The 21,830-nt window shown below is 36.2% G+C and carries 20 protein-coding genes and 1 pseudogene; 5 read left to right on the top strand and 16 right to left on the bottom strand.

Features of this window, described 5'->3' with window-relative positions:
• Window positions 1-5: 5 nt before the first annotated feature.
• From hfq to tsaE, 5 genes and pseudogenes are all read right to left on the bottom strand, one after another.
• Entirely contained in the window at window positions 6-251 is a 246-nt protein-coding gene (gene hfq, locus J3U42_RS10950) for an RNA chaperone Hfq (protein ID WP_220218501.1), read from the bottom strand.
• A 327-nt stretch (window positions 252-578) separates the two neighbouring features.
• Entirely contained in the window at window positions 579-1,490 is a 912-nt protein-coding gene (gene miaA / locus J3U42_RS10945; RefSeq protein ID WP_267336462.1) for a tRNA (adenosine(37)-N6)-dimethylallyltransferase MiaA, read from the bottom strand.
• Window positions 1,487-3,340: a DNA mismatch repair endonuclease MutL gene (mutL, locus tag J3U42_RS10940; RefSeq protein ID WP_267336461.1), complete on the bottom strand. Its 1,854-nt coding sequence runs from the start codon at window positions 3,338-3,340 to the stop codon at window positions 1,487-1,489. Before mutL ends, miaA begins: the two co-directional genes overlap by 4 nt.
• Window positions 3,341-3,360: 20 nt before the next feature.
• Window positions 3,361-4,047, bottom strand: a pseudogene (locus J3U42_RS10935) (N-acetylmuramoyl-L-alanine amidase); the annotation flags it as partial.
• Window positions 4,048-4,103: 56 nt separating this feature from the next.
• On the bottom strand, window positions 4,104-4,598 hold the full coding sequence (gene tsaE / locus J3U42_RS10930; protein WP_220218497.1) for a tRNA (adenosine(37)-N6)-threonylcarbamoyltransferase complex ATPase subunit type 1 TsaE: 495 nt from the start codon (window positions 4,596-4,598) through the stop codon (window positions 4,104-4,106).
• 135 nt (window positions 4,599-4,733) lie between these two features.
• Here tsaE and tusB point away from each other — a divergent pair, with 135 nt between their 5' ends.
• The 3 genes from tusB (at window position 4,734) to J3U42_RS10915 (ending at window position 6,854) form a co-directional block, all read left to right on the top strand.
• Window positions 4,734-5,015, top strand: coding sequence for a sulfurtransferase complex subunit TusB (gene tusB / locus J3U42_RS10925; protein ID WP_220218496.1), 282 nt, complete (start codon window positions 4,734-4,736; stop codon window positions 5,013-5,015).
• Window positions 5,016-5,180: 165 nt separating this feature from the next.
• Window positions 5,181-5,744: a Sua5/YciO/YrdC/YwlC family protein gene (locus J3U42_RS10920; RefSeq protein WP_267328826.1), complete on the top strand. Its 564-nt coding sequence runs from the start codon at window positions 5,181-5,183 to the stop codon at window positions 5,742-5,744.
• 3 nt (window positions 5,745-5,747) lie between these two features.
• Window positions 5,748-6,854, top strand: a complete 1,107-nt coding sequence (locus J3U42_RS10915; protein ID WP_267328827.1) for an anhydro-N-acetylmuramic acid kinase — start codon at window positions 5,748-5,750, stop codon at window positions 6,852-6,854.
• A gap of 9 nt (window positions 6,855-6,863) precedes the next feature.
• Here J3U42_RS10915 and kdgR read toward each other — a convergent pair whose 3' ends face one another.
• The 4 genes from kdgR to J3U42_RS10895 all read right to left on the bottom strand — a co-directional run bounded on the left by kdgR (window position 6,864) and on the right by J3U42_RS10895 (window position 10,204).
• A complete protein-coding gene (kdgR, locus tag J3U42_RS10910) occupies window positions 6,864-7,658 on the bottom strand; it encodes a DNA-binding transcriptional regulator KdgR (RefSeq protein ID WP_220218493.1) in 795 nt (264 codons plus the stop codon).
• Between the two features lie 116 nt (window positions 7,659-7,774).
• Complete coding sequence (locus J3U42_RS10905; RefSeq protein WP_220218492.1) at window positions 7,775-8,095, bottom strand: cupin domain-containing protein; 321 nt, start codon at window positions 8,093-8,095, stop codon at window positions 7,775-7,777.
• Between the two features lie 91 nt (window positions 8,096-8,186).
• On the bottom strand, window positions 8,187-8,981 hold the full coding sequence (locus J3U42_RS10900) for a gluconate 5-dehydrogenase (protein WP_366915719.1): 795 nt from the start codon (window positions 8,979-8,981) through the stop codon (window positions 8,187-8,189).
• A gap of 50 nt (window positions 8,982-9,031) precedes the next feature.
• Window positions 9,032-10,204 carry an oligogalacturonate lyase family protein gene (locus tag J3U42_RS10895; RefSeq protein WP_267336460.1) on the bottom strand — a complete coding sequence of 391 codons (1,173 nt, stop codon included), beginning with the start codon at window positions 10,202-10,204 and terminating at the stop codon, window positions 9,032-9,034.
• A gap of 259 nt (window positions 10,205-10,463) precedes the next feature.
• Here J3U42_RS10895 and J3U42_RS10890 point away from each other — a divergent pair, with 259 nt between their 5' ends.
• Entirely contained in the window at window positions 10,464-11,099 is a 636-nt protein-coding gene (locus tag J3U42_RS10890; RefSeq protein WP_267336459.1) for an RpiB/LacA/LacB family sugar-phosphate isomerase, read from the top strand.
• A gap of 252 nt (window positions 11,100-11,351) precedes the next feature.
• Here J3U42_RS10890 and J3U42_RS10885 read toward each other — a convergent pair whose 3' ends face one another.
• Genes J3U42_RS10885 through J3U42_RS10870 form a run of 4 tightly spaced genes read right to left on the bottom strand, consistent with a single transcriptional unit; the run spans window position 11,352 to window position 17,989 of the window.
• Window positions 11,352-13,589 carry a right-handed parallel beta-helix repeat-containing protein gene (locus J3U42_RS10885; protein WP_267328831.1) on the bottom strand — a complete coding sequence of 746 codons (2,238 nt, stop codon included), beginning with the start codon at window positions 13,587-13,589 and terminating at the stop codon, window positions 11,352-11,354.
• A 32-nt stretch (window positions 13,590-13,621) separates the two neighbouring features.
• Window positions 13,622-14,788, bottom strand: a complete 1,167-nt coding sequence (locus J3U42_RS10880) for a pectate lyase family protein (RefSeq protein WP_267336458.1) — start codon at window positions 14,786-14,788, stop codon at window positions 13,622-13,624.
• Between the two features lie 18 nt (window positions 14,789-14,806).
• On the bottom strand, window positions 14,807-16,369 hold the full coding sequence (locus tag J3U42_RS10875) for a GDSL-type esterase/lipase family protein (protein ID WP_267336457.1): 1,563 nt from the start codon (window positions 16,367-16,369) through the stop codon (window positions 14,807-14,809).
• 51 nt (window positions 16,370-16,420) lie between these two features.
• Complete coding sequence (locus J3U42_RS10870; RefSeq protein ID WP_267336456.1) at window positions 16,421-17,989, bottom strand: oligogalacturonate-specific porin KdgM family protein; 1,569 nt, start codon at window positions 17,987-17,989, stop codon at window positions 16,421-16,423.
• A gap of 296 nt (window positions 17,990-18,285) precedes the next feature.
• Here J3U42_RS10870 and J3U42_RS10865 point away from each other — a divergent pair, with 296 nt between their 5' ends.
• Window positions 18,286-19,788, top strand: a complete 1,503-nt coding sequence (locus J3U42_RS10865; protein ID WP_220218484.1) for an MFS transporter — start codon at window positions 18,286-18,288, stop codon at window positions 19,786-19,788.
• A gap of 69 nt (window positions 19,789-19,857) precedes the next feature.
• On the opposite strand, the gene J3U42_RS10860 is transcribed toward J3U42_RS10865, so the two are convergent.
• The 3 genes from J3U42_RS10860 to J3U42_RS10850 all read right to left on the bottom strand — a co-directional run bounded on the left by J3U42_RS10860 (window position 19,858) and on the right by J3U42_RS10850 (window position 21,756).
• Window positions 19,858-20,637: a Cof-type HAD-IIB family hydrolase gene (locus J3U42_RS10860; RefSeq protein WP_220218483.1), complete on the bottom strand. Its 780-nt coding sequence runs from the start codon at window positions 20,635-20,637 to the stop codon at window positions 19,858-19,860.
• Between the two features lies 1 nt (window position 20,638).
• On the bottom strand, window positions 20,639-21,322 hold the full coding sequence (gene hda / locus J3U42_RS10855; RefSeq protein WP_220219598.1) for a DnaA inactivator Hda: 684 nt from the start codon (window positions 21,320-21,322) through the stop codon (window positions 20,639-20,641).
• A gap of 212 nt (window positions 21,323-21,534) precedes the next feature.
• Complete coding sequence (locus J3U42_RS10850; RefSeq protein ID WP_267336455.1) at window positions 21,535-21,756, bottom strand: EexN family lipoprotein; 222 nt, start codon at window positions 21,754-21,756, stop codon at window positions 21,535-21,537.
• Between the last annotated feature and the right edge of the window lie 74 nt (window positions 21,757-21,830).

Raw genomic sequence — 21,830 nt, 5'->3', positions numbered from 1 at the left:
AATAATCAGCTTTCGCTTTCCTCTTCAGACTGGGTTACCAATCCTGAAATAGGTCTTGAAGGAACGACTGTTGAGATAGCATGTTTATAAACCATTTGGCTCACTGTATTTTTTAATAAAATTACAAATTGATCAAATGATTCTATTTGTCCTTGTAATTTAATACCATTAACTAAATAGATTGATACAGGAATGTGTTCGCGACGAAGCAAATTTAAGTAAGGATCTTGTAATGACTGCCCTTTTGACATGAGTTTATCCTTTAAAATGATAATAAAATAAAATATGTATGTGTGATAGTTATACTTTAGTTAAAATATTTTTTTATTAGTAAGTAACAAAAAAACACTTATTTAGTATTATCAAAATAACATAAAAAAGGCTACTCTTAAACCGCTCATCTGCAATTTATGCACAAATAACTAAAATTTTAACAAATTAACACAAAACAAACGAAAAATTATGCTTAAACGTCGTAATATCCTAAAACTTCTTTACAGACTGAAAAAAATTTGTCATTAAATGTAACGTTATGCAAAATAATTTATCAATTAATGAAGCGGACCAGTTTTTAATGATTAAAAAATCTGATTAAGCATTGTTTCGCTATTATCACTGTTTAGCCAAGTAATTGGCTGTTGCCACCCGCGAAGCCAAGTGATCTGTCTTTTAGCTAATTGGCGAGTTGCACAAATACCTTTAAATACCATCTCATCATAGCTAACATCGCCGGTTAAATATTCCCACATCTGCCGATAACCAACACAACGAATCGAGGGAAGATTCAAGTGCAGATCCGATCGCTGCATCAATGTTTTCACTTCGTCTTCAAATCCCTGATCTAGCATCTGTAAAAAGCGCTGTTCAATACGTTGATGTAGTTCTGCTCTATCTTGTGGCATGATAGCAAATTGCTTGATGTCATATGGCAACGCTTCGCCGCTTTGCTCAGTTAGCTCAGTTAAGCTTTTACCGGTAATCAAATAGACTTCTAGAGCACGATTTAGTCGCTGAGGGTCATTTGGGTGGATCCGCTTTGCTGAAACCGGATCCACCTTTTTTAAATCCTCATGAATGGCTTGCCAACCTAATCGATTAGCTTTCTCTTCTATTTGCTGACGAATTTCACTATCTGCCGCCGGAAGCGGTGATAAACCTTCGATTAATGCTTTGAAATAAAGCATGGTGCCACCAACTAATAATGGAATTCGGCCATTTTTTAGTGAATTTTCAATTTCAACTATCGCATCATGGCGAAAATTGGCAGCCGAATAGCTCTGCGCCGGATCACAAATATCAATCAGCTTATGTGGATACTGTTTTTGTTCATCTTGAGTGGGTTTAGCGGTACCGATATCCATTCCTCGATAAATCAGTGCTGAATCAACACTGATGATATCAATTGGGTATTTATCAGCAAGAGCCATTGCAAAGGCGGTTTTGCCCGAAGCGGTTGGCCCCATTAACGAAATAATTTTTGGTTTGTTCATGATAACATTGATTGAGTAAATGATTGGAGATCAACGGGATGTAAAAATGTCGTTTGTTGTAATAACTGAGCATCAATCTGCTCTAATTGCGCTAATAGTTGTATCACTTTGGCAACGCTCCAACTCGCCGTACGATTATCATCGCATTGGCTTGCTAACCATGCTGCTATTTGCGTTGGATCAATACCCTTCTCGTTGTCTTTATCAGACGATGTCAGATAAGCGATTAAACTAGGTAAGAGCTGTTGCCAATTCATTGTTCGCAACATTTTAGGCACGCTTTGTAAATGGAGTTTAGCTTTATCAACATAAAATTCAAAGCCTAAAAACTGCAATTGTGGTTGATAAGTGGCTAACACTTGCTGTTCTTTATGATTAACTAAAATAGTCAGTGGAATAAGTAATTTTTCCGATTCTTGAGTTAATAATTTGATTGTAGTTACTTTTTGTTGCGCAATTGGTAGATTCATTAACATAAACTTTTGCTGATTATCTTCATACTTTTCCAATAAGGCGATATCAGGCTGAATGACCGTTAACACCCGACCAAATTGGACTAATGAGGCACTATCAAGCTGTTGATGTAACGTTTGTAATGGCGTATTTCGTTTCGGAAATAACGCATCTATCACCGCTTTTTGTGGTTCAGTAATAGTATCTTGTGACGATTCAATCGCTTCAGATGCTGCAACCAATTCCAGTTGCGGCTCAACCTTTACTAACTGCCCATAAGCTGTATTTTCTTTAATATGATTAGCCTGTTTTTTCGGTAGCGGATTGGCGGTTTGATAAGATTGCGGCGATTTAGGGTGATTAAAGATGTTTTCACCGGCAGCAGATCGATTTGGCATAATAGCGGGTTGGTCTGTGGCTATAGAAGGCAAATCAGACTCTAACGCCATAACGATAGCTTGATAAACAAAATCATGCACAAGTCTCGCTTCGTGAAAACGCACTTCATGCTTAGCGGGATGAACATTAACATCGACTTGTTTAGGGTCAATTTGTAAAAATACGACATAACTTTGTTGTTCATTAGTACGACTGACATAAGCTTGTCGTAAAGCATGATTTAAGAGTTTATCTTTAATGACTCGACCATTAACATAAAAATATTGCAGATCACTCACTTCGCTACTGGTTACCCAGCCTTGAATAATTAAATCATCATGTTGCCAATCCAATTTGACCGCTTTTTGCATAAACGCTCGACCACAAACCATTTCAACCCTTTTTGCTAACTCTTGAGTACGATACTGTTTAACGAGCTTACCATTGTGCTGTAAATTAAAAGTCACATCTGGCCGAGCTAGCGCAATTCGTCGGACAAACTCCTCAATATGCATAAATTCGGTTTTCTCAGTTTTAAGAAAACGGCGCCTTGCCGGCGTATTGTAAAATAGGTCAAGCACTTCAACTGTTGACCCCACAGGATGAGCGGCAGGCTTGATTGTTGGCTGCATATCCCGGCCTTCAGCATAAACTTGCCATGCTTCTGATTGTTCAGCCGTACGAGAAGTTAGCGTTAATCTGGCAACAGAGCTAATACTGGCTAGCGCTTCGCCACGAAAGCCAAGGCTCATTATCGAATCTAAATCATCAAGCGTAGTAATTTTACTGGTTGCATGACGCGCTAGGGCTAAAGCCAGTTCATCTTTGGCTATCCCACAACCATTATCACGAATACGAATTAGCTTACAGCCACCTTGTTCTAAATCAATATCGATTTGTGTACTGCCGGCATCAAGGCTATTTTCAACTAACTCTTTAATAACCGATGCCGGTCGTTCTACCACTTCACCTGCTGCGATTTGATTAGCTAATTGAGGTGATAGAATATGAATTGCCATTAATGTTGCTCTCCAAATTTCGGATTTTGTTTTACATAGTTTTTAACACCTCGATAAATTGCTTTGGCAATTTTCTCTTGATGTGCATTATTTGCAAGTAAGCTCTCTTCGCCTTGATTAGAAATAAAGCCCACTTCAACTAAGATTGACGGAATATCAGGCGAACGTAATACCCCTAAACTTGCATGTTCGGGCTTATGTTTATGTAATTTAATAACCCGATTCAACTCTTTTATCACTTGCGTTGCCAGCTCATATCCTACACGTTGAGAGTAGGAAAATTGTAAATCAATCACAGCTTGACTCAAATGGGGATTGTGATCTTCGCTCAAGGCATCACCGGCGCCACCTAATAACTGAGACTGTTTTTCATCTTGCTCTAACCAGCGACCAAGCTCCGTATCAGCCCGTTTGGTCGATAATACCCAAACTGAAGCACCGGTCGCTTTTCGGTTTGGTGCCGCATCAGCATGAATCGAAATCAATAAATTGGCCTTATTATTGCGGGCAATTTCTGAACGCTCTGCAACAGAAATAAAATTATCATCAGTTCGAGTGAGCACCCCACTAAATTGAGGATCTTTATTTAATAAATTAGTCAGTTTTTTAGCAATAGACAGGGTGACTGTCTTTTCATACAATTTGTTTTTACCTACTGCACCCGAATCTTTACCACCATGTCCTGCATCAACAGCAATAATTACTTTGGCGGCATAAGCTGAACTGCAAAGAAGTAAAAGCATTAAAAAAGTGAGTAGTTTTTTCATTGTTTTTTCACTAGTTCATCGTTTAATTGATTGATAATAGCTTGGCCGGTATCTGTTTTTGCTTCTAAACAAACACTACGTTCAAGCGCCAAATAATCCAAATGAATTTCGATATCGGCGTTAGGTAAAATACCTTGAGCTTGATTGGGCCACTCAATTAAGCAAATAGATTTTGCAGCAAAATATTCACGAATCCCCATAAACTCCAACTCTTCAGGATCACTAAGCCGATATAGATCGAAATGATAAACACTAAACCCGTCAAACTCATAAGGTTCAACTAAAGTATAGGTTGGACTTTTAACATTACCGATATGACCTAATTGTTGTAAAAAACCACGACTAAATGTCGTTTTTCCTGCGCCAAGGTCTCCAATAAGATAGATAACTATTGCACTATCATGATTCAATAAATAGTGTAGCGATTGTTTTGCCAGTTGCTGACCAAACAAAATGGTTTCGTGCTCGTTAGCTAAAATGATCGATTTCATGACGAATTCTTTGCTCAATAAATAGTCCTTATTATATACTAATAACTATTAAAGATGTACCATGCAAGATTAACGTGATATCTTGTCAAGAAGTTTCAGAAAATATATACGTTTAAGTATAAAAAGTGAAAAATAATGTTACATACAATTTCAACAGCTAACCAATCGATTATTGATACCCAACTAATATCTGATCAAGATGCGGTGCTATTTTGGCAAAATGGCGTGATGTTAGCCAGACAACATATCCCATTACTCGATGAAATAGTCAAAAAAACGCCATATTGCTTTGCACTTGATAGTGACATTGCCGCACGTGGATTAATCGCATTGATCGACGCAAGAATTAGTATCATTAATATGCAACAAGCTGTAGAGTTAACCGCAAAATATCACCCACAATTAAACTGGGAATAATCGATTTATGGCCTTTTGCCAATGCTTATGGTTAAAGGTTTTACCTTTAATCTCATTTTATTAACCTAACCAGCCTAGGCTTCAAGCAAATATTGGCACATTTGCAAATCTGATTTGCTAGGTTTAATATGATTTTCAATTCTTTTCGTTAATTTTCAAATTTTAATGGCCAATTTATTATCTTTATCTCAATCAACAATCCGATTGAAAAATGGGGAAGTGATTGCTTACCCGACAGAAGCGGTGTTCGGGCTAGGTTGCGATCCTGATTGCCAGTCAGCTGTACTCAAACTGCTACAATTAAAACAACGATCAATTGATAAAGGGCTGATATTAATTGCCAGTAATTTTCAACAACTGACTCCTTATATCAATCTTAATGCTATCACCGCTGAGCAAAAACAATTAGCCTTGAATAGCTGGCCTGGTCCAATCACTTGGATTTTTCCTAAAAATCTTAGCACGCCTTACTTCTTAACCGGTCAATTTGATTCAATTGCCGTACGTGTAACTGCGCATCCGTTAGTGCGCGAGCTTTGTGAGCAATTCGGTAAACCACTGGTATCAACCAGTGCTAATTTATCGGGCTATCAGGCTTGTAAAACTGCGGCGGAAGTTGCTAAACAATTTGGTGAGGATTTTCCAATTTTACAAGGTGAGACAGGTAATCGATCGCAACCTTCGGAAATTAGAGATATCTTAACCGGTCACATTATTCGACAAGGATAACCCATGCAAAACTTATATATCGGTGTCATGTCTGGAACAAGTATGGATGGGGTTGATATGGCGTTAGTGGATATTACCGCCAATAAGATTGTGACATTAGCCAGTGACTGTGAGCCAATGCCGGAATCAATTAAACAACGGTTACTTAACCTCTGTGAAACAAAGCACACAACACTGCAAAATTTAGGCGAGCTTGATCACCAACTGGGTTTGTTATATGCCGATAGCATCAATAAGTTTTTACTTAAAAATGATATTGATAGAAAGCAAATTAAAGCGATCGGCTGTCACGGTCAAACTGTCTATCATGCACCAAACACACAATATCCTTTTACGATGCAAATTGGCGATGCCAATATTATCGCTGCCAAAACAGGAATCACAACAATTGCCGATTTTCGGCGTAAAGATATGGCTTACGGCGGGCAAGGTGCGCCACTCGTGCCCGCTTTTCATAAAGCGGTGCTGCAAAACCAACAGATTAATCGAGTGGTTTTAAATATTGGTGGTATCAGTAATATTTCAGTATTAATCCCCAATCAAGCCGTTATTGGTTATGACACCGGACCGGGTAATGTATTACTCGATAGTTGGATATATCAAAATCTGAGTAAAAGGTATGACAAAGACGGGCAATGGGCGAAAACAGGCAAGGTTAATCAAGCGTTATTGTCCCAATTATTTGATGAAGACTATTTTAAAATGCCTGCCCCTAAAAGTACCGGGCGTGAGTTATTTAATCTACCTTGGTTACATAAAAAACTGACTCAATTTGCGTTATTACCTCAAGATATACAAGCCACATTAGTTGAGTTTACGGCGTTATCTATCGCACAAGAGATTAGAAAATTACCGATTAATAAACAGCTACCTTGCCAACTATTGGTTTGTGGCGGGGGAGCAAGAAATCCGCTTATTATGCAAAGATTATCGATGTTATTACCTCAATGGCAGGTAATGAAAACCGATCAAGTGGGTATAAACAGTGATGACATGGAGGCGATTGCTTTTGCTTGGCTGGCTTATTGTCGCATTAATCATATTCCTTCGAATATTCCGGAAGTGACTGGCGCAAGCCAAGCGGTATGTTTAGGCGTGATATATCAATAATAACAGCAATTAATCAATATTTTTTGATTGTTTGTTATAACCAATCAACTCTGAAATTTTGGCCGCAGACTGACTGATTTCATTAATTAATTTCGCTTCTTCATCAGCAGTGTTGCATCGAAAAATTGAGGTTGATAGGCTTAATGCCGCAATAATATTGCCTAAACGATTATAAATCGGCACCGCAAAGCATCGTAAGCCTAGCTCAGATTCTTCATTATCTTTACCATATCCACAACGTTTTACCTCATCGAGTTCAGCTAAAAAAGCCTCTTTGCTGGTAATGGTTTTGGGTGTATACCTGACAAAATCAATACCATTAACTAAGCTTTTTTTGCTTTCGTCATCGAGCCAAGCTAATAAGACTTTACCGAGTCCACTTGCGTGAATTGTGGCTTGATTACCAATTTTCGAAGTTAAACAGAGGCTATATTGTTCGGAAGCAACTTTATTAACATAGATAATTTGATCACCTTCTCGAACCGCTAAATGGATAGTTTCTTTAGTTTTATCACGTAACTTTCTCATTTCTAAATCAGCAATGGTCAAAAAGTTTTGGTGATAAAGCACTCGGTTACCTAAATCAAGTAGTTTTAAATTCAACGAATACTTGTCAGAATCCTCTTCTTGATTAACGTAACCTAATGATTTCATAGTTTGTAAAAAACGATAAGCTGTGCTTTTAGGCATCATTACTTTTTGCGATAATTCTGATATTGCAATGTCTTTTGACTCAGATAAAGCCTCTAAAATTCCAAAAACTTTTAATACTGAAGCAACGGATTCTGGTGAACTATCGTTCATGATAAGCACATCTCCTTACTAAAATTAGCTATTAATGAGTTATAAAATGATATATTTGTTCAAATTTAGTCTGTCGAAATTATATCATATTTAATTATGACTCGTTACTAGCTATTTTATAAAAAATCCAATCTTTGTGGCGTAAACATATCAAGCAGTACACCAGCTTGTTTACAAACGCAACCATGTTCAATATTAGGCTTTTTGTATAAAGTATCGCCAGCACGAACAATTTTAGTTTCATCGCCAATGGTAAATTCAAATTCACCGGATAACACATAAGTTAATTGTTCATGAGGATGATGATGCATCGCCCCTATAGCGCCGGTTTGAAAATGGACTTCAACGGCCATCATATTACCGTCATGCGCCAATATCTTACGTTTAACACCATTGCCTAAATCGATTAATTGACAATCTGAATTAAAACAAAACATGAGTTCACTCCTAAATATTTAAAACAGATAAGAGATAAAAAGCTGTGTTTTTTATCTCTTATCTCTGTCAATTTTTTGCAATATTATACAATTAAGGTTGTTTACCGATATAGGCTAAAATTCCGCCGTCAACATAAAGAATATGGCCATTGACAAAATTTGATGCATCCGACGCTAAAAAAACCGCTGCCCCGGCTAAATCATCAGGTGTGCCCCAGCGGCCAGCTGGAGTTTTAGCGATAATGAACTGATCAAATGGATGACGAGATCCGTCCGCTTGTTTTTCACGTAATGGTGCTGTTTGTGGTGTAGCAATATAGCCCGGTCCAATACCGTTACATTGAATATTGGCACTACCAAATTCAGAACAGATATTTTTAGTAAGCATTTTCAAACCACCTTTAGCCGATGCATAACCGACAACGGTTTCACGGCCAAGCTCACTCATCATTGAACAGATATTGATGATTTTGCCACTCCCTTTTTTAATCATTGACGGAAGAACGGCTTTAGCCATAATAAATTGACCGGTTAAATCGATATCAATAATTTTTCTGTATTCGGCAGCGCTGGTTTCTAACATTGATTTTCGTTGAATGATCCCAGCATTATTGACTAAAATATCAATTACGCCATGCTCTTGTTCAATTTGAGCGATCGCTTTTTCAACAGCTGTTTCATCTGTTATATCAAATAAATAACCGTGGGCATCAATACCTTGAGCTTTATACGATTCAATTCCTTTTTGTAAGTTTTCAGGTACAACATCATTAAATACAATTTTCGCCCCAGCTGACGCAAGCGATTTTGCAATTTCAAAACCTATACCGTAAGAGGCACCGGTAACAAGCGCAACTTTATTGTTAAGTGAAAATTTATTTAAAATCGACATAGTTATATTCTCCGTTATATTTATGACAGACAAATCACGGTCTATCACATTTCATTTAAAATGTTAGTTGGCACTTTGGTTAAATAAAGTGCTGGTTCATCTTGCGCATCACATGAGTATAAAACATATTGATTATCAGGCGAAAACGAAGGGTGCGGATGCGTTACTTGACGATCACCGTCTAATACTCGCCAAGAGCTATTGTGTTTAACGAGTTTATGGGCTGTTTGGGTTTTAGGCGCTAAAATATAGAGCCAAGGATCATTTTCTATTTTGTAGCCACTTGTATCAATGACATCAACAGGGCTTCCGGTGCCATCACCAATATAAAGTGTTCCGTCAAAGTTACTCATTAAATGTGAGCAGGCGGGCATTTCCATAATTTGTTTATCTTCATTGGTAACTGGGTTATAAAGTCGAATATAACGCTCTTGCCGCCCTTTCATATATGAAACGTAAGCAAGCCCGGAACCGTCCGGTACCCAAAACTCGTGGGTACAGCTCTCTCCCGGTAAATTGTCATGAGCTTTACGCTCATTGTTACCGTCACGATCCACTAACCATATTCTGGCATCAACTAAGTCATGCGGTCCTTCATGACAAAAAGCGACGGTATTGTCATCGAAAGGTCTGAAAATTGGGTGACCTAACCAAACATTTTGATCAATTACCGTTGTTGCAACGCCTGTTGCAATATCAATTTTGATCAACCGACAATGTGGGTTTTTATCATAAAACGCTTTGAAAATCGTCCAATCAGTCAAAGGTGTCCAATCTTTTTTATCGATTTCAATGCCAACAATTTCGGTACAATCACTATTAGCGACCCAAGTACCATAACCAACCCACTGCTCTGGCACGGTATAAACATTTTTTTCTTCAAGGGTTTCAAGGTTTACTTGTTGTAAGTTACGCTCATTTTTAACGTAGTATAAAAATTTATCATCCGGCGATAAAAAGCCGCCAAATGTATTGTCGCCAGCGCCTTCAGTAAGCTGCTTAGCGGTCTGATTTTCAAGATCGAGCAAATAGTAGTTACGATTGGAGTCAAATTCACCGGCAAAGAGGATTTTTCGACCATCATTGGTAAAACATTTTTGGTAAAAATAATTACGATGACATGTCACACCTTCCGGTGTGAGTCGGATAATTTCATTTTTTGAATCATCATCTACAAAGGATGAAAATGATAATTGTACAATATTCCCCTTAGCCATATAAACTCCCTGAATCTAAAAAAATTAAATGTATAAAAGACTTAAATTATTATTTTGGGCTATAGTAATATAAAAAAGGGGATGGTTTTGTGACTTTCATCACATTGCAATAAATTTATTAAAACATCGTTTTATTTTAGTTAAAAAAATTGCTATATTTTTTTGCACGTTTATAATCGATATAAAGCACATTAATAACAAACGCAGGATCTGTTTTTTATGTAATTTGTTATTATTTTAACAAAATTAGAGGTAAATCATGAAAATAGCACTAATGAATGAGTTTAGCCAAGCGGCTAAAAATCCAATTATTCTAAATGAATTAAAAAATGCGACGGAAAAGCACGGCCATACCGTTTTTAATGTCGGCATGGATGGCGACAATGACAATAAATTAACTTATGTTCATTTGGGTATTATTGGCGCTATTTTATTAAACAGTAAAGCGGTTGATTTCGTTATTACCGGTTGTGGTACCGGGCAAGGCGCACTAATGGCATTAAATGCTTTTCCTGGCGTTAATTGTGGTTATTGTATTGAGCCTACTGACGCTTATTTATTTGCTCAAGTTAATAATGGCAATGCTTTATCTCTCGCTTTTGCCAAAGGATTTGGTTGGGGTGCTGAACTAAACGCGCGCTATATTTTTGAAAAAGCATTTGAAGGCGAAAAAGGCTTAGGTTACCCACCGGAGCGCCGTGAATCGCAAAATGCGAATGCTATTATTTTAAATGAAATGAAAAACGCCGCAGGTAAAAGCTTAATTGAATCATTAAAATCAATTGATCAATCACTGTTAAAAGATGCAATCAAAGGCGAACGTTTCCAAAAATGCCTATTTGAAAATAGCCAAGATCCTCAAATCACTGCCTATATTAAAAGCCTACTAGCTTAATTATCATGGCTTATTTGCCATTTCAAACGTAACGGTCGTTGCATGAAATGGCAAATCTATATCGTCTTAATCCAATTATCATCTAATCACTTATCTCACTTACGTATCCCAAAGATAAACCGTCAGCACAATTAAAATTAGCTGCAACAATATAAACGCAATAAGGGTTGATGTTGGTAAAAATAAAATCAGTATACCGTGATATTGTGCGCTAAACCCAATTGTTGGTTTAGCGCTAACATTGATTATTAACTAGTTAACCAAGTGCTGGTCAATTAATGTTTTTAATTCGGGAGGTAAAACAATATTTCCGTTTTGATCACGTGTTATTGTGAATTTAATATCATCTTTCCACAATGCATCACGCGTAACAGATTGAAAATCTTTAACAACAACTTGTGGTCCTAATGAATCTTTAATCACCGATTGCCAGCTATCACGAATAGAGTAGTTATGCTCAAAAGTTACCACCGGGTTTAAAAAGGTATAAGGATTAGCCCGTAAGATATAATTATATCTGGCACTATTGATAGCGATATTGTTACTTATTGTATAAGAACCGGTATTAAAATTATCAGTAAATCCATCCATATTATTATTTAACGCAATGGAATTGATAATTCTGTGGTTTACTGGCTGCCCTTCAGCGCCTAATTTAAAGCCATTACCAATACTACCTTTAGCTATATTGGGTTTAGAGAATGGAAAACCGTTAGAATAAGTTATCGAGCTATCAATTAAAACCGGTTCGTTAGGGCCATCTTCAATCTTATTATACAGATCGAATCCATCGTCGGTATTGTTATGCGCAATACACCCTCTAAACACATTACCTTTACCAACCCCTAACTTAGCGGCAAAACCGTCGGCATTTTTACCGGATTTATCCATATTATTATAGGAATCAGAATTAAGTACTAAGTTATAAGACGGCCAAAACAGTCGATTTTTGCTTTTAGCAGAAATGGCTAATCCGGTATCGCTATTATTACGGGTGATAACTTGATCGATAATATTATGGCTACCGGCAATTCTTAAATAGGCAGGTTGATTATCTTTATCATCAATATTACCGTCAAAAATTACCTGTTTTATTGACCAGTAATAACCATCTAAATTAAATGTTTCATTGATAAATATCGCTTTATGTTTATTTATCGCTTCAATGGTTTTTAATTTGCCCGGTAAACCACTCAATGTTGGGGTAATAGTTACGCCATTATAATAACCATCCATTAAATAAATCACACCATTTGGCTCAACACTATTGATAGCTGTTTGTAGATCAACTGGCGAGCGTTTTGTCCCTTGATTGTGACTTTTACCAGTAGGGGAAACAACAATATGCGATAAGTTTTCAATTGTTGATTTATCCAGATTTACCGTAAAGGTTTGGCTATTGGTTTTATTCTGATCTTTAAATTCGACCGTGAAGGTATTAGCCCCTTGTGATAATTCGGTTGTAATTTGTAATAATTCACCCACTTTAGCAGTAAATGTTTTATTGATCTCTTTTACAAAAACTGTCCCTGACGTGTTAGGGAAAAATTGTAATGTGTAGTTTTTATGATAAACCTTGAGTGGTGAAGCGAGGGTTAATGTTGGCTTAATATCCACAATAACCGGTGGTTTTTCCGGTAATTGGCTGTAGTTGACCAGCTCATCACCAAGGGTTAATGCCGAATTTTTGAACTCAACTTTAGCATTTCTCGAAGCAAAAAAACCGACATAAATATTGGTGTTATCTTGTTGATTCATAAAGCCTTGATAGTCATTCATTTGCCATTTATTCACCACTCCTGAAGCGTTGTCTTTCATCGCTAAAATAAATTTGTCAGCCGTTCGTGTTAGGGTTAAATGCATATTTTTAACCTCAACATAATTGACGTTTTGAACATAATCATCTTTATTAATTGATATACCTTCATTACCCCAAGCTTTTTTTACGCCATCACGCACCAATGCGGTGACTTTGACTAAATTATCATTCTTTTTATTTTGGGTAATTAAGGCATTCATAATAACATTTGAAGCATTGGGAAACTCCTCATAACCTGCCGGCTGAGGATCACTTCTGGCAACGCCAATAGTATCACGCACAAATAAACCCACAGCTTCTTGTGCTGCCGGAGTTTTACCGTCGACTTCCGGGCCAATCTGTTCTAAGGTAACATCACTTTCTAAAGTAAAGGTTTGATTAACCGGTAATTGAGTGTAAAAAACCACCATTCCATCATGTGAGTTAGCTATTTTACCGCCTCGACTTTCAAGATAAAAATCAGCCGGCAATTGATAGGGCTGATTAGGGATTAAAAATGAACTTTGACCTGCAATCCACGCATTATTGGTTCCGACTTTTTCGGGCTTAATAAGTGAAGCAAAGTTTAAATCTGTTGATTGACCAAAGGCTATTGTTTTCCATTGTTGTGCATCAGCAGTGCCAAAATAGAGCGCTGATAGACAAAGTGCCGAAGTAAATATTTTTTTCATTATGTATCCTAACAGTTTATTTGTACTGATTATTAAAGCTTTCCATTACCTACTAAGCGTGAGTATTGCTTAGCAAAAAACTTAGCATCATCTAGCGTGTATTGATAAGGAACAGACCAAGTTACCTTATTATCAAAGCCGCACGACGACCAATTAACCGTTGATTGATTGAATAAAGAGTGGTTATCTTGAAGATTATTGCCTTTAAACTGTTTGACTATTTTGCAACTGTCTTTCAGGCCAGTAATCATAAATTGATTCTTTTCTGAAAGAACGCTGCCTTTATAACCTAAACCGATTGAATAAAGGTAAGGATAGGCAGTTTTAGATGTATCAACAGTGCCTTTAAAGAGATTGTTATACATATGGACCTTGCCAAATCTAATCCTTGGAGCACGTTGGCCAATATCAGAAAAAACATTATGATGAAGCGTAATATTTAATTTGTTTTCATCTTGCTCGGCGTTTTTATCACTGTGACCAATTAACATGGTTTTATCATGGTTTTCAAACAAGCAATAAGAAACGGTAATAAAATCACTACCACGCTTAATGTCTAATAAACCATCGTGTTGTACATATTTGTAACCTGCTTTTTCTTGATATTTATCGTCGGTAAATTGGCCGTCGGTAAAAGTGACATGATCGATCCAGATATAGCTTGAAGTGATAATATTAATGCCATCCCATTCGGCGTTCCAGCCATCACCCTCTTCAAATTTCGGCTCAACATCAACGGGGGCTTCAATCTTCAAATTACGGATGATGACATTACTAACGTTTGATAGCACTATCGAACCATGAATAAATCCAGCATTATTGCCAATACCGATTAATGTTGTATTGCTTGGTAGTTTGATTAAGGATCGTGATTTTTGATCGTCAAAATTTTGGTACGGCTTATTTTTACTAAGATCAATGATCCCGGAAACTTGAATAATACGAGGCTGATTTTTATTGATCGCAATCGCATCTAAAAGATCTTGTTTGTTACTCACCATAAAGATCATTTTTTCATTTGCTTTAGCACCACCAATCGTGCCGGTATTTGTCGCTAAATCATAACCACCAAAACCGTCTCTAGGTGCAACATCACGAGCTTCGCTAATTTTGATAGGTGAAGGAGATAATGCATGGCATGCTGCAATAGATGAATTAATTGCCAAAGGAATGAATAGCGCAATGATTAATTTTTTCATTTAACAAATACCTTTTTATTAGTTTATCTGACTTTGATCAAAAGTGATTCCTTGTTGTAACCAAGGATCGTTATTTATGGCATTAGCAATAATTTTGGCGATAGCTAATGCGCCTTTTTCTTGAAAATGTGTCGTATCTGGATGATCTATCACCCCTGTTGACTGTGTTTTGTAGTATGGGTAGTTTGGATTATTCGGATCGATAACTAACCAGTAAGATTGCCAATCATGTTTATGTAAGTTAGCAAATTCGATACTCAATGTCTCTAAATCAATGAGTGCAACTTGATTAGCGTTAGCGGTATATTTAATGGTATTGGCATAATCACCAAAATAAGCAAAACCCGGTTTATTACCGGTGTAATGCATATGGCTTACTGGCAAAGTGCTTTGATTTTGATAAGCAATTTTATTATTGGCATCACGAAATCGAGTAACCGGCGTCATTAATACAGGGGTCATTTGCTTTTGTTTAGCAAAATTTATATAACGCTCAAGGGAGGTTTGAAAAGACATACTTACCTTATCTGCCGGATACTGCTTATGATTATTAGCATCGTTAGGGTAAGTACATAAATGACTGACATCAGCTTGCCCTCGTTTGACATTGCTTGCATCACATTTTTCATCGTTATGACCAAAAGCGATAAACAAATAATCGCCTTTTTGCATGAGCGGTTTGATCAGATCAAACCAACCTTCTGCCTCAAAACTACGGCTGGAGCGCCCCGATTGTGCACTATTTATCACAACAATGTTGGCTTGTTTATCAAGAAGCTGGTCAAATACTTGTCCCCACCCCATTCTTGGATAAACGTTGAGATCATAGTTAGATGCGGTTGAATCACCAACAATAAAAATACGTTTTTTAGCTTTAATATTTTCCTCTTTTTGTTTTACAGCACGATCATAATCAAAAACCGATTGTTGACTTATCGGTTTAAAACGCATATCCAACAAAACAGTTGCGCCCACCTCGCCACTGACCGAGTGATAGCCTCGATTGAAAATAATAAGATCGAGTAAACGGTTTAGGGCAGGATCATTTGTGCTCACAGGATCAAATAATCGATCGGCGATCCCGGCTTGACGTAAACTCTGATCAAAAAGCGTATGTAATTGTTCTTCTGCTTTAGTTAAAATATCGTCACTTATTGGCGATATAACGCTTTGTTCAATCAGTTGCTCAGGACCAACAAGCGAAATTTGCTTCGCTACTTCGCTAACAAAATAGTCGGTTAATGGATTAATATTGGCAGTGTTAACCTGATCTTGTTGTAATGAACTCACCATTGCAACAATACAGTTGCCGGCACAAACGCCCTTTTGCACAGCTCGATTCAATAAATTGTTATCAGCAAATAGCACCAATGGGGCTGATAATTGTGAAACATCTTGTTGATAAAATCCTTGATGATCGGTTGTCACTTTCAAGGTTTTATTATTGGCATCACGAATGGTCACTACAGTATTAGCAACCGGTTTATTCACATAAACATGACCTTGTAATAAGGTGCTGGCATTGGTCTCAGCGGCCAGCAAAGCCAGCATTGAAAAGCCTAAAATTGATTTTTTTATCATATTTTCACCCCAAAATAAGTTTTACTATGATTTGGATCGCTCAAAGCAAAATTAAAATAGGTAACTTAATCCCAATCCTAATTTAGTTTCCCTTGCATCAGAGTGAACTTTTTTCGCAACATCTTCTGCTGCAAAATTAATTTGCCAATCTTTTGTGGCTTGCCAATTGATATCTATTTCTTGTCGGTAGTCATGCTTTTTATCATTTTGTAATACATAGTTAGCTCTAAAATAAGCAAATCGGTATCCAATATTCCAATCAGTTGATAAGGCATAATTGGCGCCAATATCAAAACGATTACGCGAACGGTTATTAACATAGCCTTGAACACTATCTTCACGCTTACTACGCGAAACCTTGCGATATTCAAATCGATACTGACCATACAATGAAAGATCGTCAGTTGCTAACCAAGTTAGTTTCAATGCTGGTGCATATCGCATTCCCGGACGTTGTGAGTCACTCACATCACCTAATTGATAATGTGGAATATTTTCTTTATTTTTCGCTTTATAGCCGCCGCCTGAATAGAATCTTACTTCCATATTCGGGGTCAACACCCAATTATCAGCAAGGTAGAAATGGTAACCACCATACATTTGATAATGACTGGAGACTAAATTTTCGAAAAACATTTTGTTTTTCATTTGATTATAAGTACTAATTCCGATGCCTAAATAACCTTTGTTAGCAAAGTCGAGATGCAAGCCAAAATTATCGCTATGGTAGTGGGAATTTAGCCCATAATTATGCATATATTTGAAAAAGGTTTTATAAGCAAAATTAGGCGCAGCGCTATTTGATTGCCCAAAATTGTAGTTGAAGCCAACTTTAAATTTAGCCTGTCTGGTATCTGTTGTTTTATTTTTAGAAACATCGGAAATCGAAAAATAGGGGCGAAATAGTTTTGAGTAGTTATACGTTATTTTAAATTCTTGCTCATAATCAGTTTTTTTGTTGTTATAAGCTTTATATTTATTTTTAACCAGCTTGTTATTTACCACTTTATAGGAGTCATTGGTAAAATCACCGATATAATAATTAAAGGTATAGGCAAGATTAAGTCGTTTTAATCCTGAATAGTTTAACGCCCAATCTAAACGATGCCTTCCGGTATTGCTGCTTGCGAGATATTTGACCCGATTACCGGCAATTTTGGCTGTTTTATAGCGCTCTGATTGGGATATTTTTTTCCATTCATAGCGATAACGTAAGCTACTTGACCAGTCACTATTAAATTTATAACTGTACTTTAAACCTGGTTGATAAAGCGTTAAATCTTTACCAAAGCCTAATTCTAATGCCGGAATTAACGATCCAAAGCCATTAGGAAGATTAAATGCTTTTTGAATAACGACCCCACCAGATCCACCATACATATCATCATATAAAGTATCGCGTTTATTTCCGCCACCTTCGGTTACACCAAACTTAAATTCAAATTGCCAATTATCATCTGTTTTATGAATTAACTTCAAAGTATCAGCATGAATTCGATCCATCGATTTCCAATTATGCTCATATTGAAAAGTCGTTTGACCTGATCCGGCAAATGCATATGCCGAAAATGTCGAAATAAACACCATTAAAGAAATTTTTTTTAATTTTATATGACGCATCACTGTCACCTTATCCCTAATTCTTATTTTTGAAATACTGTTTTATATTTTTTATGTTTTTAATCTATTTTTCTGTTAATAAGATCACAGTTTAGATAAACAGTGATAAATTTTTTTCAACTATATGATAGTTATCATTTTATTTTTACTTTTCACGATAAATTAATCTTTAAAAAACAAATAAATTGTTACCCATATCACATTTCTTAAAAAAATTTAAAGTAAATTTCAATAAATTTAGTATTCTTTAGATAATATTTTTAAAACAGCATTTCATTATTAAAGGAAAGAGATTTATGGCTGACAATCAAAAAAAGATAACCACACTAACTCGATTTTCGTATGGGAGTGGTAACTTGATAGGAAGTGGAGCGCTGGCGATTAGTGCGGCTTGGCTACTTTACTTTTATACAACCTTCTGTGGCCTTTCGGCTTTTCAAGCAACGTTAATATTTTCAATAGCGACCTATTTAGATGTTATCTTAAATCCTTTAATGGGATTTATCACGGATAATTTTAATCATACTAAATTAGGACGTCGCTTTGGTCGCCGTCGATTTTTTATTTTGTTAGCCATTCCTTGCATGATTATTTATCCATTATTGTGGATTGATGGCATGAATTTTTGGTACTACTTAACCACCTATATTCTATTTGAATTCATCTATACCATGATTATGATTCCATATAATACCTTACCGGTAGAGATGACTAAAAACTTCGATCAAAGAACTTATCTGGCAGGTTCTAAAGCGATGTTTGGTAAAGTTGCTAACTTCTTAGCTGCGGCAATCCCGGGGGTATTTTTCTATCTATTTAAAGGCAAAGATTCACCATTACCATTCTTACTTACCGGTATCACTTATGCAACTATCATGGCTATTGCGCTGATTATGCTTTATGCCAATAGTTGGGAAAAACCAGCCGATGAAATTGAAGATGAAACCACATCCGGTCTTTGGGAAAGTATTGTAAAATTATTTTCTGATGTGTTTTCAACATTCCGTTTAAAAACTTTCCGAAATCATTTAGGTATGTATTTATTTGGTTTTGGCGCTGAATGGCTATTTGCTGCAACATTTACCTACTTTGTGGTTTTTAACTTAGGACAACCGAAAACATTTGTATCAGAAATGAATAGTCTAAGTAGTATCTGTCAATTAATTTCAACCGCATTTTTTATGGCATGGTGCGTAAAACGTGGATTTAAAAGACCGTTTGTTATCGCCATATTGATCGTTATCTCATCGGTAATTGGCTATATTGGTATCTATTATCTAAATATGCCACATGTAACTTGGATCGTCATTGGCATTACAATTTGGTTTGGATTAGGTACCGGCGGTGTTTACTATATTCCTTGGAGTGTGTATACGTTTTTAGCTGATATCGACGAAGTCCTTACCGGAAGACGTCGTGAAGGTATTTATGCAGGGGCGATGACAATGGCCGGTAAATTAATGCGTGCAACCATTGTCTTTATTCTTGGGCTTGTTTTGAAGTTTTCCGGATTTGTCTCAGGCGTCAACACCGTACAACCAGAAAGCGCCGTTACTGCTATTAATATGGTGATGATATTTGGGGTATGCGGCATGGCGATTTTAGGTATTATCTTCACTTATCGAATGAAATTGGATAAAGGTACCCACGCCCAGATTATTCAAGAACTTGATAGACTTAAAAATGGTGGTAAAAAACAAGATGCTACACCGGAAATAAGACAATTAGTCAAAGAGTTAACCGGATATGATTACGACAACTGTTTTGGTAATAATAATGTTGGTTTCAAACATCATTAAACACAAATAAAAACGCAACTAAAAAATCATCTAATTGTTTATATTAGATGATTTTTTTATAGCTATTGATTAGATTAACCCAAATTTTTGCAACGCTTTAGCAATGCCATCATTATCATTGGTATCGGTAATATATTCAGCTTGCGCTTTCAAATCATCGACCGCATTACCCATTGCGATAGGATGATCAACAGTTAAAAACATTTCAAAGTCATTCATACCATCACCAAAAGCGTAGGTCGGCACATCAGTAAATCCTTTGGTTTTTAACAGCTCATTAATACCATTTCCTTTGGAGCCACCGTGATTAAAGACATCGACACAATAAGGGGTATTACGAATAAAGGTTAACTCCGGGAAAACATCACGATAATTAGCTTCGCCCTGCTCACAAAGTAGCAATAGCATTTGAATAGGTTCTTTTAAATAGATCTGATCATCAACTGGTGGCACTTCTTGTTTTAAATAGTGGTAAAAAGTGTTCGCAGGCTGGCTATTTTCCGAAACCCTCATCGTTTTATAGTTATAAAATGCTAAAGGAATATTCATTTGCTGCTGTGAAAATTCATAAATACGGGTTATAACATTTTTATCTATGTTATTGGTGTAAACAACTTCCCCTTGATAGACCACAACTTGCCCATTCATACCAACAATCGAATTGATATGTGTTGTTCGCATTAAATTAGCCACCTCACAAGGAGTACGGCCCGTTGCGAGCATTGGTATAATATTATTTTGCTTTAACTTTTCTATGGCTTGATAAGAGCTAGGTAATACATCAACTTGACTGTTAAATAATGTGCCATCTAAATCAAAAAAAACGATAGCTTCAGGTTTTTTACTCATTTTACAAATCCAAAATATGTTTAATAAAAGGAATGGTTAATTTACGTTGTTGAGCTAACGTTGCTACCTCAAACTTTTCCAGTAAAGAAAATAGTGTTCGCATATCACGATTAACACGTTTTAATAAGAATAAACCCACTTCGGTTGATAATTCAAAACCACTTAACTGTGCTCTTAATTGCAGTGCTTTAAGTTTATCATCATCACTAAGTTGTTTTAATTGATAAACTTGCCCCCATGTCAATCTGGAAACTAAATCCGGTAGCGTAAAAGCGATCTGTCTTGGTGGTGCACTGGCTGTAATTAACAACTTACTAATATTTTTTTCGGTTAAACGATTAAATAGATCGAAAATAGCCTCTTCCCAATGACGATGTCCGGCAATAGCATCAATATCATCTAAACAGACTAAATCATAATTATCTAACCCCTGTAAAATTTCGGGAACAAGGTGATAATACTGTTTTAAAGGAATATAACTCGCTAATTTATTTTGACTTGCTGCATGTAATAAATGCGTCCGACCAGCAGCGCTAGCCGACCATAAATAAAAGACACTAAAACCTTCCTTATCAAATAAGGTTTGTAATGATTCAAGCAATAATTGATTATCACCTACATAAAAACTATCAAAGGTTTCATTATTAGGTGATGAAAAAGGTAAAGGTAACTGTGAAAGAGTAATAAAGTAACCTCACAATAAAAATACATACATGATAAGTATAAATTTGCTTTTATAAAAATCAATCACTTTCATATAAAAAGGAGAGAGAATTATAATACAAGATGATAAGTTTATAATAAATAAAGAGCAAATTAACGCTATAAACTTATCACAGATAGAACTTTAAAAGCCACATGTGTGATTTTTATGCGCTTAAATGTCATAATCTTAAATTAATCAGTCCATTTTCCGGTATTAGTTGGTCTGTTAAGTAAAATTAAGGCTTTGTGCGAGTTTTGACAATTTAAGCTATCACCATAAATTTCACCGTTGATACATTTTTTACGGTATTGATCGAGTAGTTCTTTGTTATTTTTGAAGTCTTCTACAGTATAGGTCTTCTCATTACATCCGAATAAAAACATGGCAGTAATTAATATTAGTATCTTTTTCATATAAATTCCTTACACTTGTGAGTTAATCTTATTAACATCTATTGTGCTTTATTAAAGATAATCATTTACAGCAA

Source organism: Gilliamella sp. B2923 (assembly GCF_026536565.1).
Classification (GTDB): Bacteria; Pseudomonadota; Gammaproteobacteria; order Enterobacterales; family Orbaceae; genus Gilliamella.
This window is presented reverse-complemented; position numbering and strand designations above follow the sequence as displayed.

Bases quoted from the DNA above. Each gene is read 5' to 3' on its own strand.
- hfq (WP_220218501.1), bottom strand. From the start codon at position 251: ATGTCAAAAGGGCAGTCATTACAAGATCCTTACTTAAATTTGCTTCGT.
- miaA (WP_267336462.1), bottom strand. From the start codon at position 1,490: ATGAACAAACCAAAAATTATTTCGTTAATGGGGCCAACCGCTTCGGGC.
- mutL (WP_267336461.1), bottom strand. From the start codon at position 3,340: ATGGCAATTCATATTCTATCACCTCAATTAGCTAATCAAATCGCAGCA.
- tsaE (WP_220218497.1), bottom strand. From the start codon at position 4,598: ATGAAATCGATCATTTTAGCTAACGAGCACGAAACCATTTTGTTTGGT.
- tusB (WP_220218496.1), top strand. From the start codon at position 4,734: ATGTTACATACAATTTCAACAGCTAACCAATCGATTATTGATACCCAA.
- J3U42_RS10920 (WP_267328826.1), top strand. From the start codon at position 5,181: ATGGCCAATTTATTATCTTTATCTCAATCAACAATCCGATTGAAAAAT.
- J3U42_RS10915 (WP_267328827.1), top strand. From the start codon at position 5,748: ATGCAAAACTTATATATCGGTGTCATGTCTGGAACAAGTATGGATGGG.
- kdgR (WP_220218493.1), bottom strand. From the start codon at position 7,658: ATGAACGATAGTTCACCAGAATCCGTTGCTTCAGTATTAAAAGTTTTT.
- J3U42_RS10905 (WP_220218492.1), bottom strand. From the start codon at position 8,095: ATGTTTTGTTTTAATTCAGATTGTCAATTAATCGATTTAGGCAATGGT.
- J3U42_RS10895 (WP_267336460.1), bottom strand. From the start codon at position 10,204: ATGGCTAAGGGGAATATTGTACAATTATCATTTTCATCCTTTGTAGAT.
- J3U42_RS10890 (WP_267336459.1), top strand. From the start codon at position 10,464: ATGAAAATAGCACTAATGAATGAGTTTAGCCAAGCGGCTAAAAATCCA.
- J3U42_RS10885 (WP_267328831.1), bottom strand. From the start codon at position 13,589: ATGAAAAAAATATTTACTTCGGCACTTTGTCTATCAGCGCTCTATTTT.
- J3U42_RS10880 (WP_267336458.1), bottom strand. From the start codon at position 14,788: ATGAAAAAATTAATCATTGCGCTATTCATTCCTTTGGCAATTAATTCA.
- J3U42_RS10875 (WP_267336457.1), bottom strand. From the start codon at position 16,369: ATGATAAAAAAATCAATTTTAGGCTTTTCAATGCTGGCTTTGCTGGCC.
- J3U42_RS10870 (WP_267336456.1), bottom strand. From the start codon at position 17,989: ATGCGTCATATAAAATTAAAAAAAATTTCTTTAATGGTGTTTATTTCG.
- J3U42_RS10865 (WP_220218484.1), top strand. From the start codon at position 18,286: ATGGCTGACAATCAAAAAAAGATAACCACACTAACTCGATTTTCGTAT.
- J3U42_RS10860 (WP_220218483.1), bottom strand. From the start codon at position 20,637: ATGAGTAAAAAACCTGAAGCTATCGTTTTTTTTGATTTAGATGGCACA.
- J3U42_RS10850 (WP_267336455.1), bottom strand. From the start codon at position 21,756: ATGAAAAAGATACTAATATTAATTACTGCCATGTTTTTATTCGGATGT.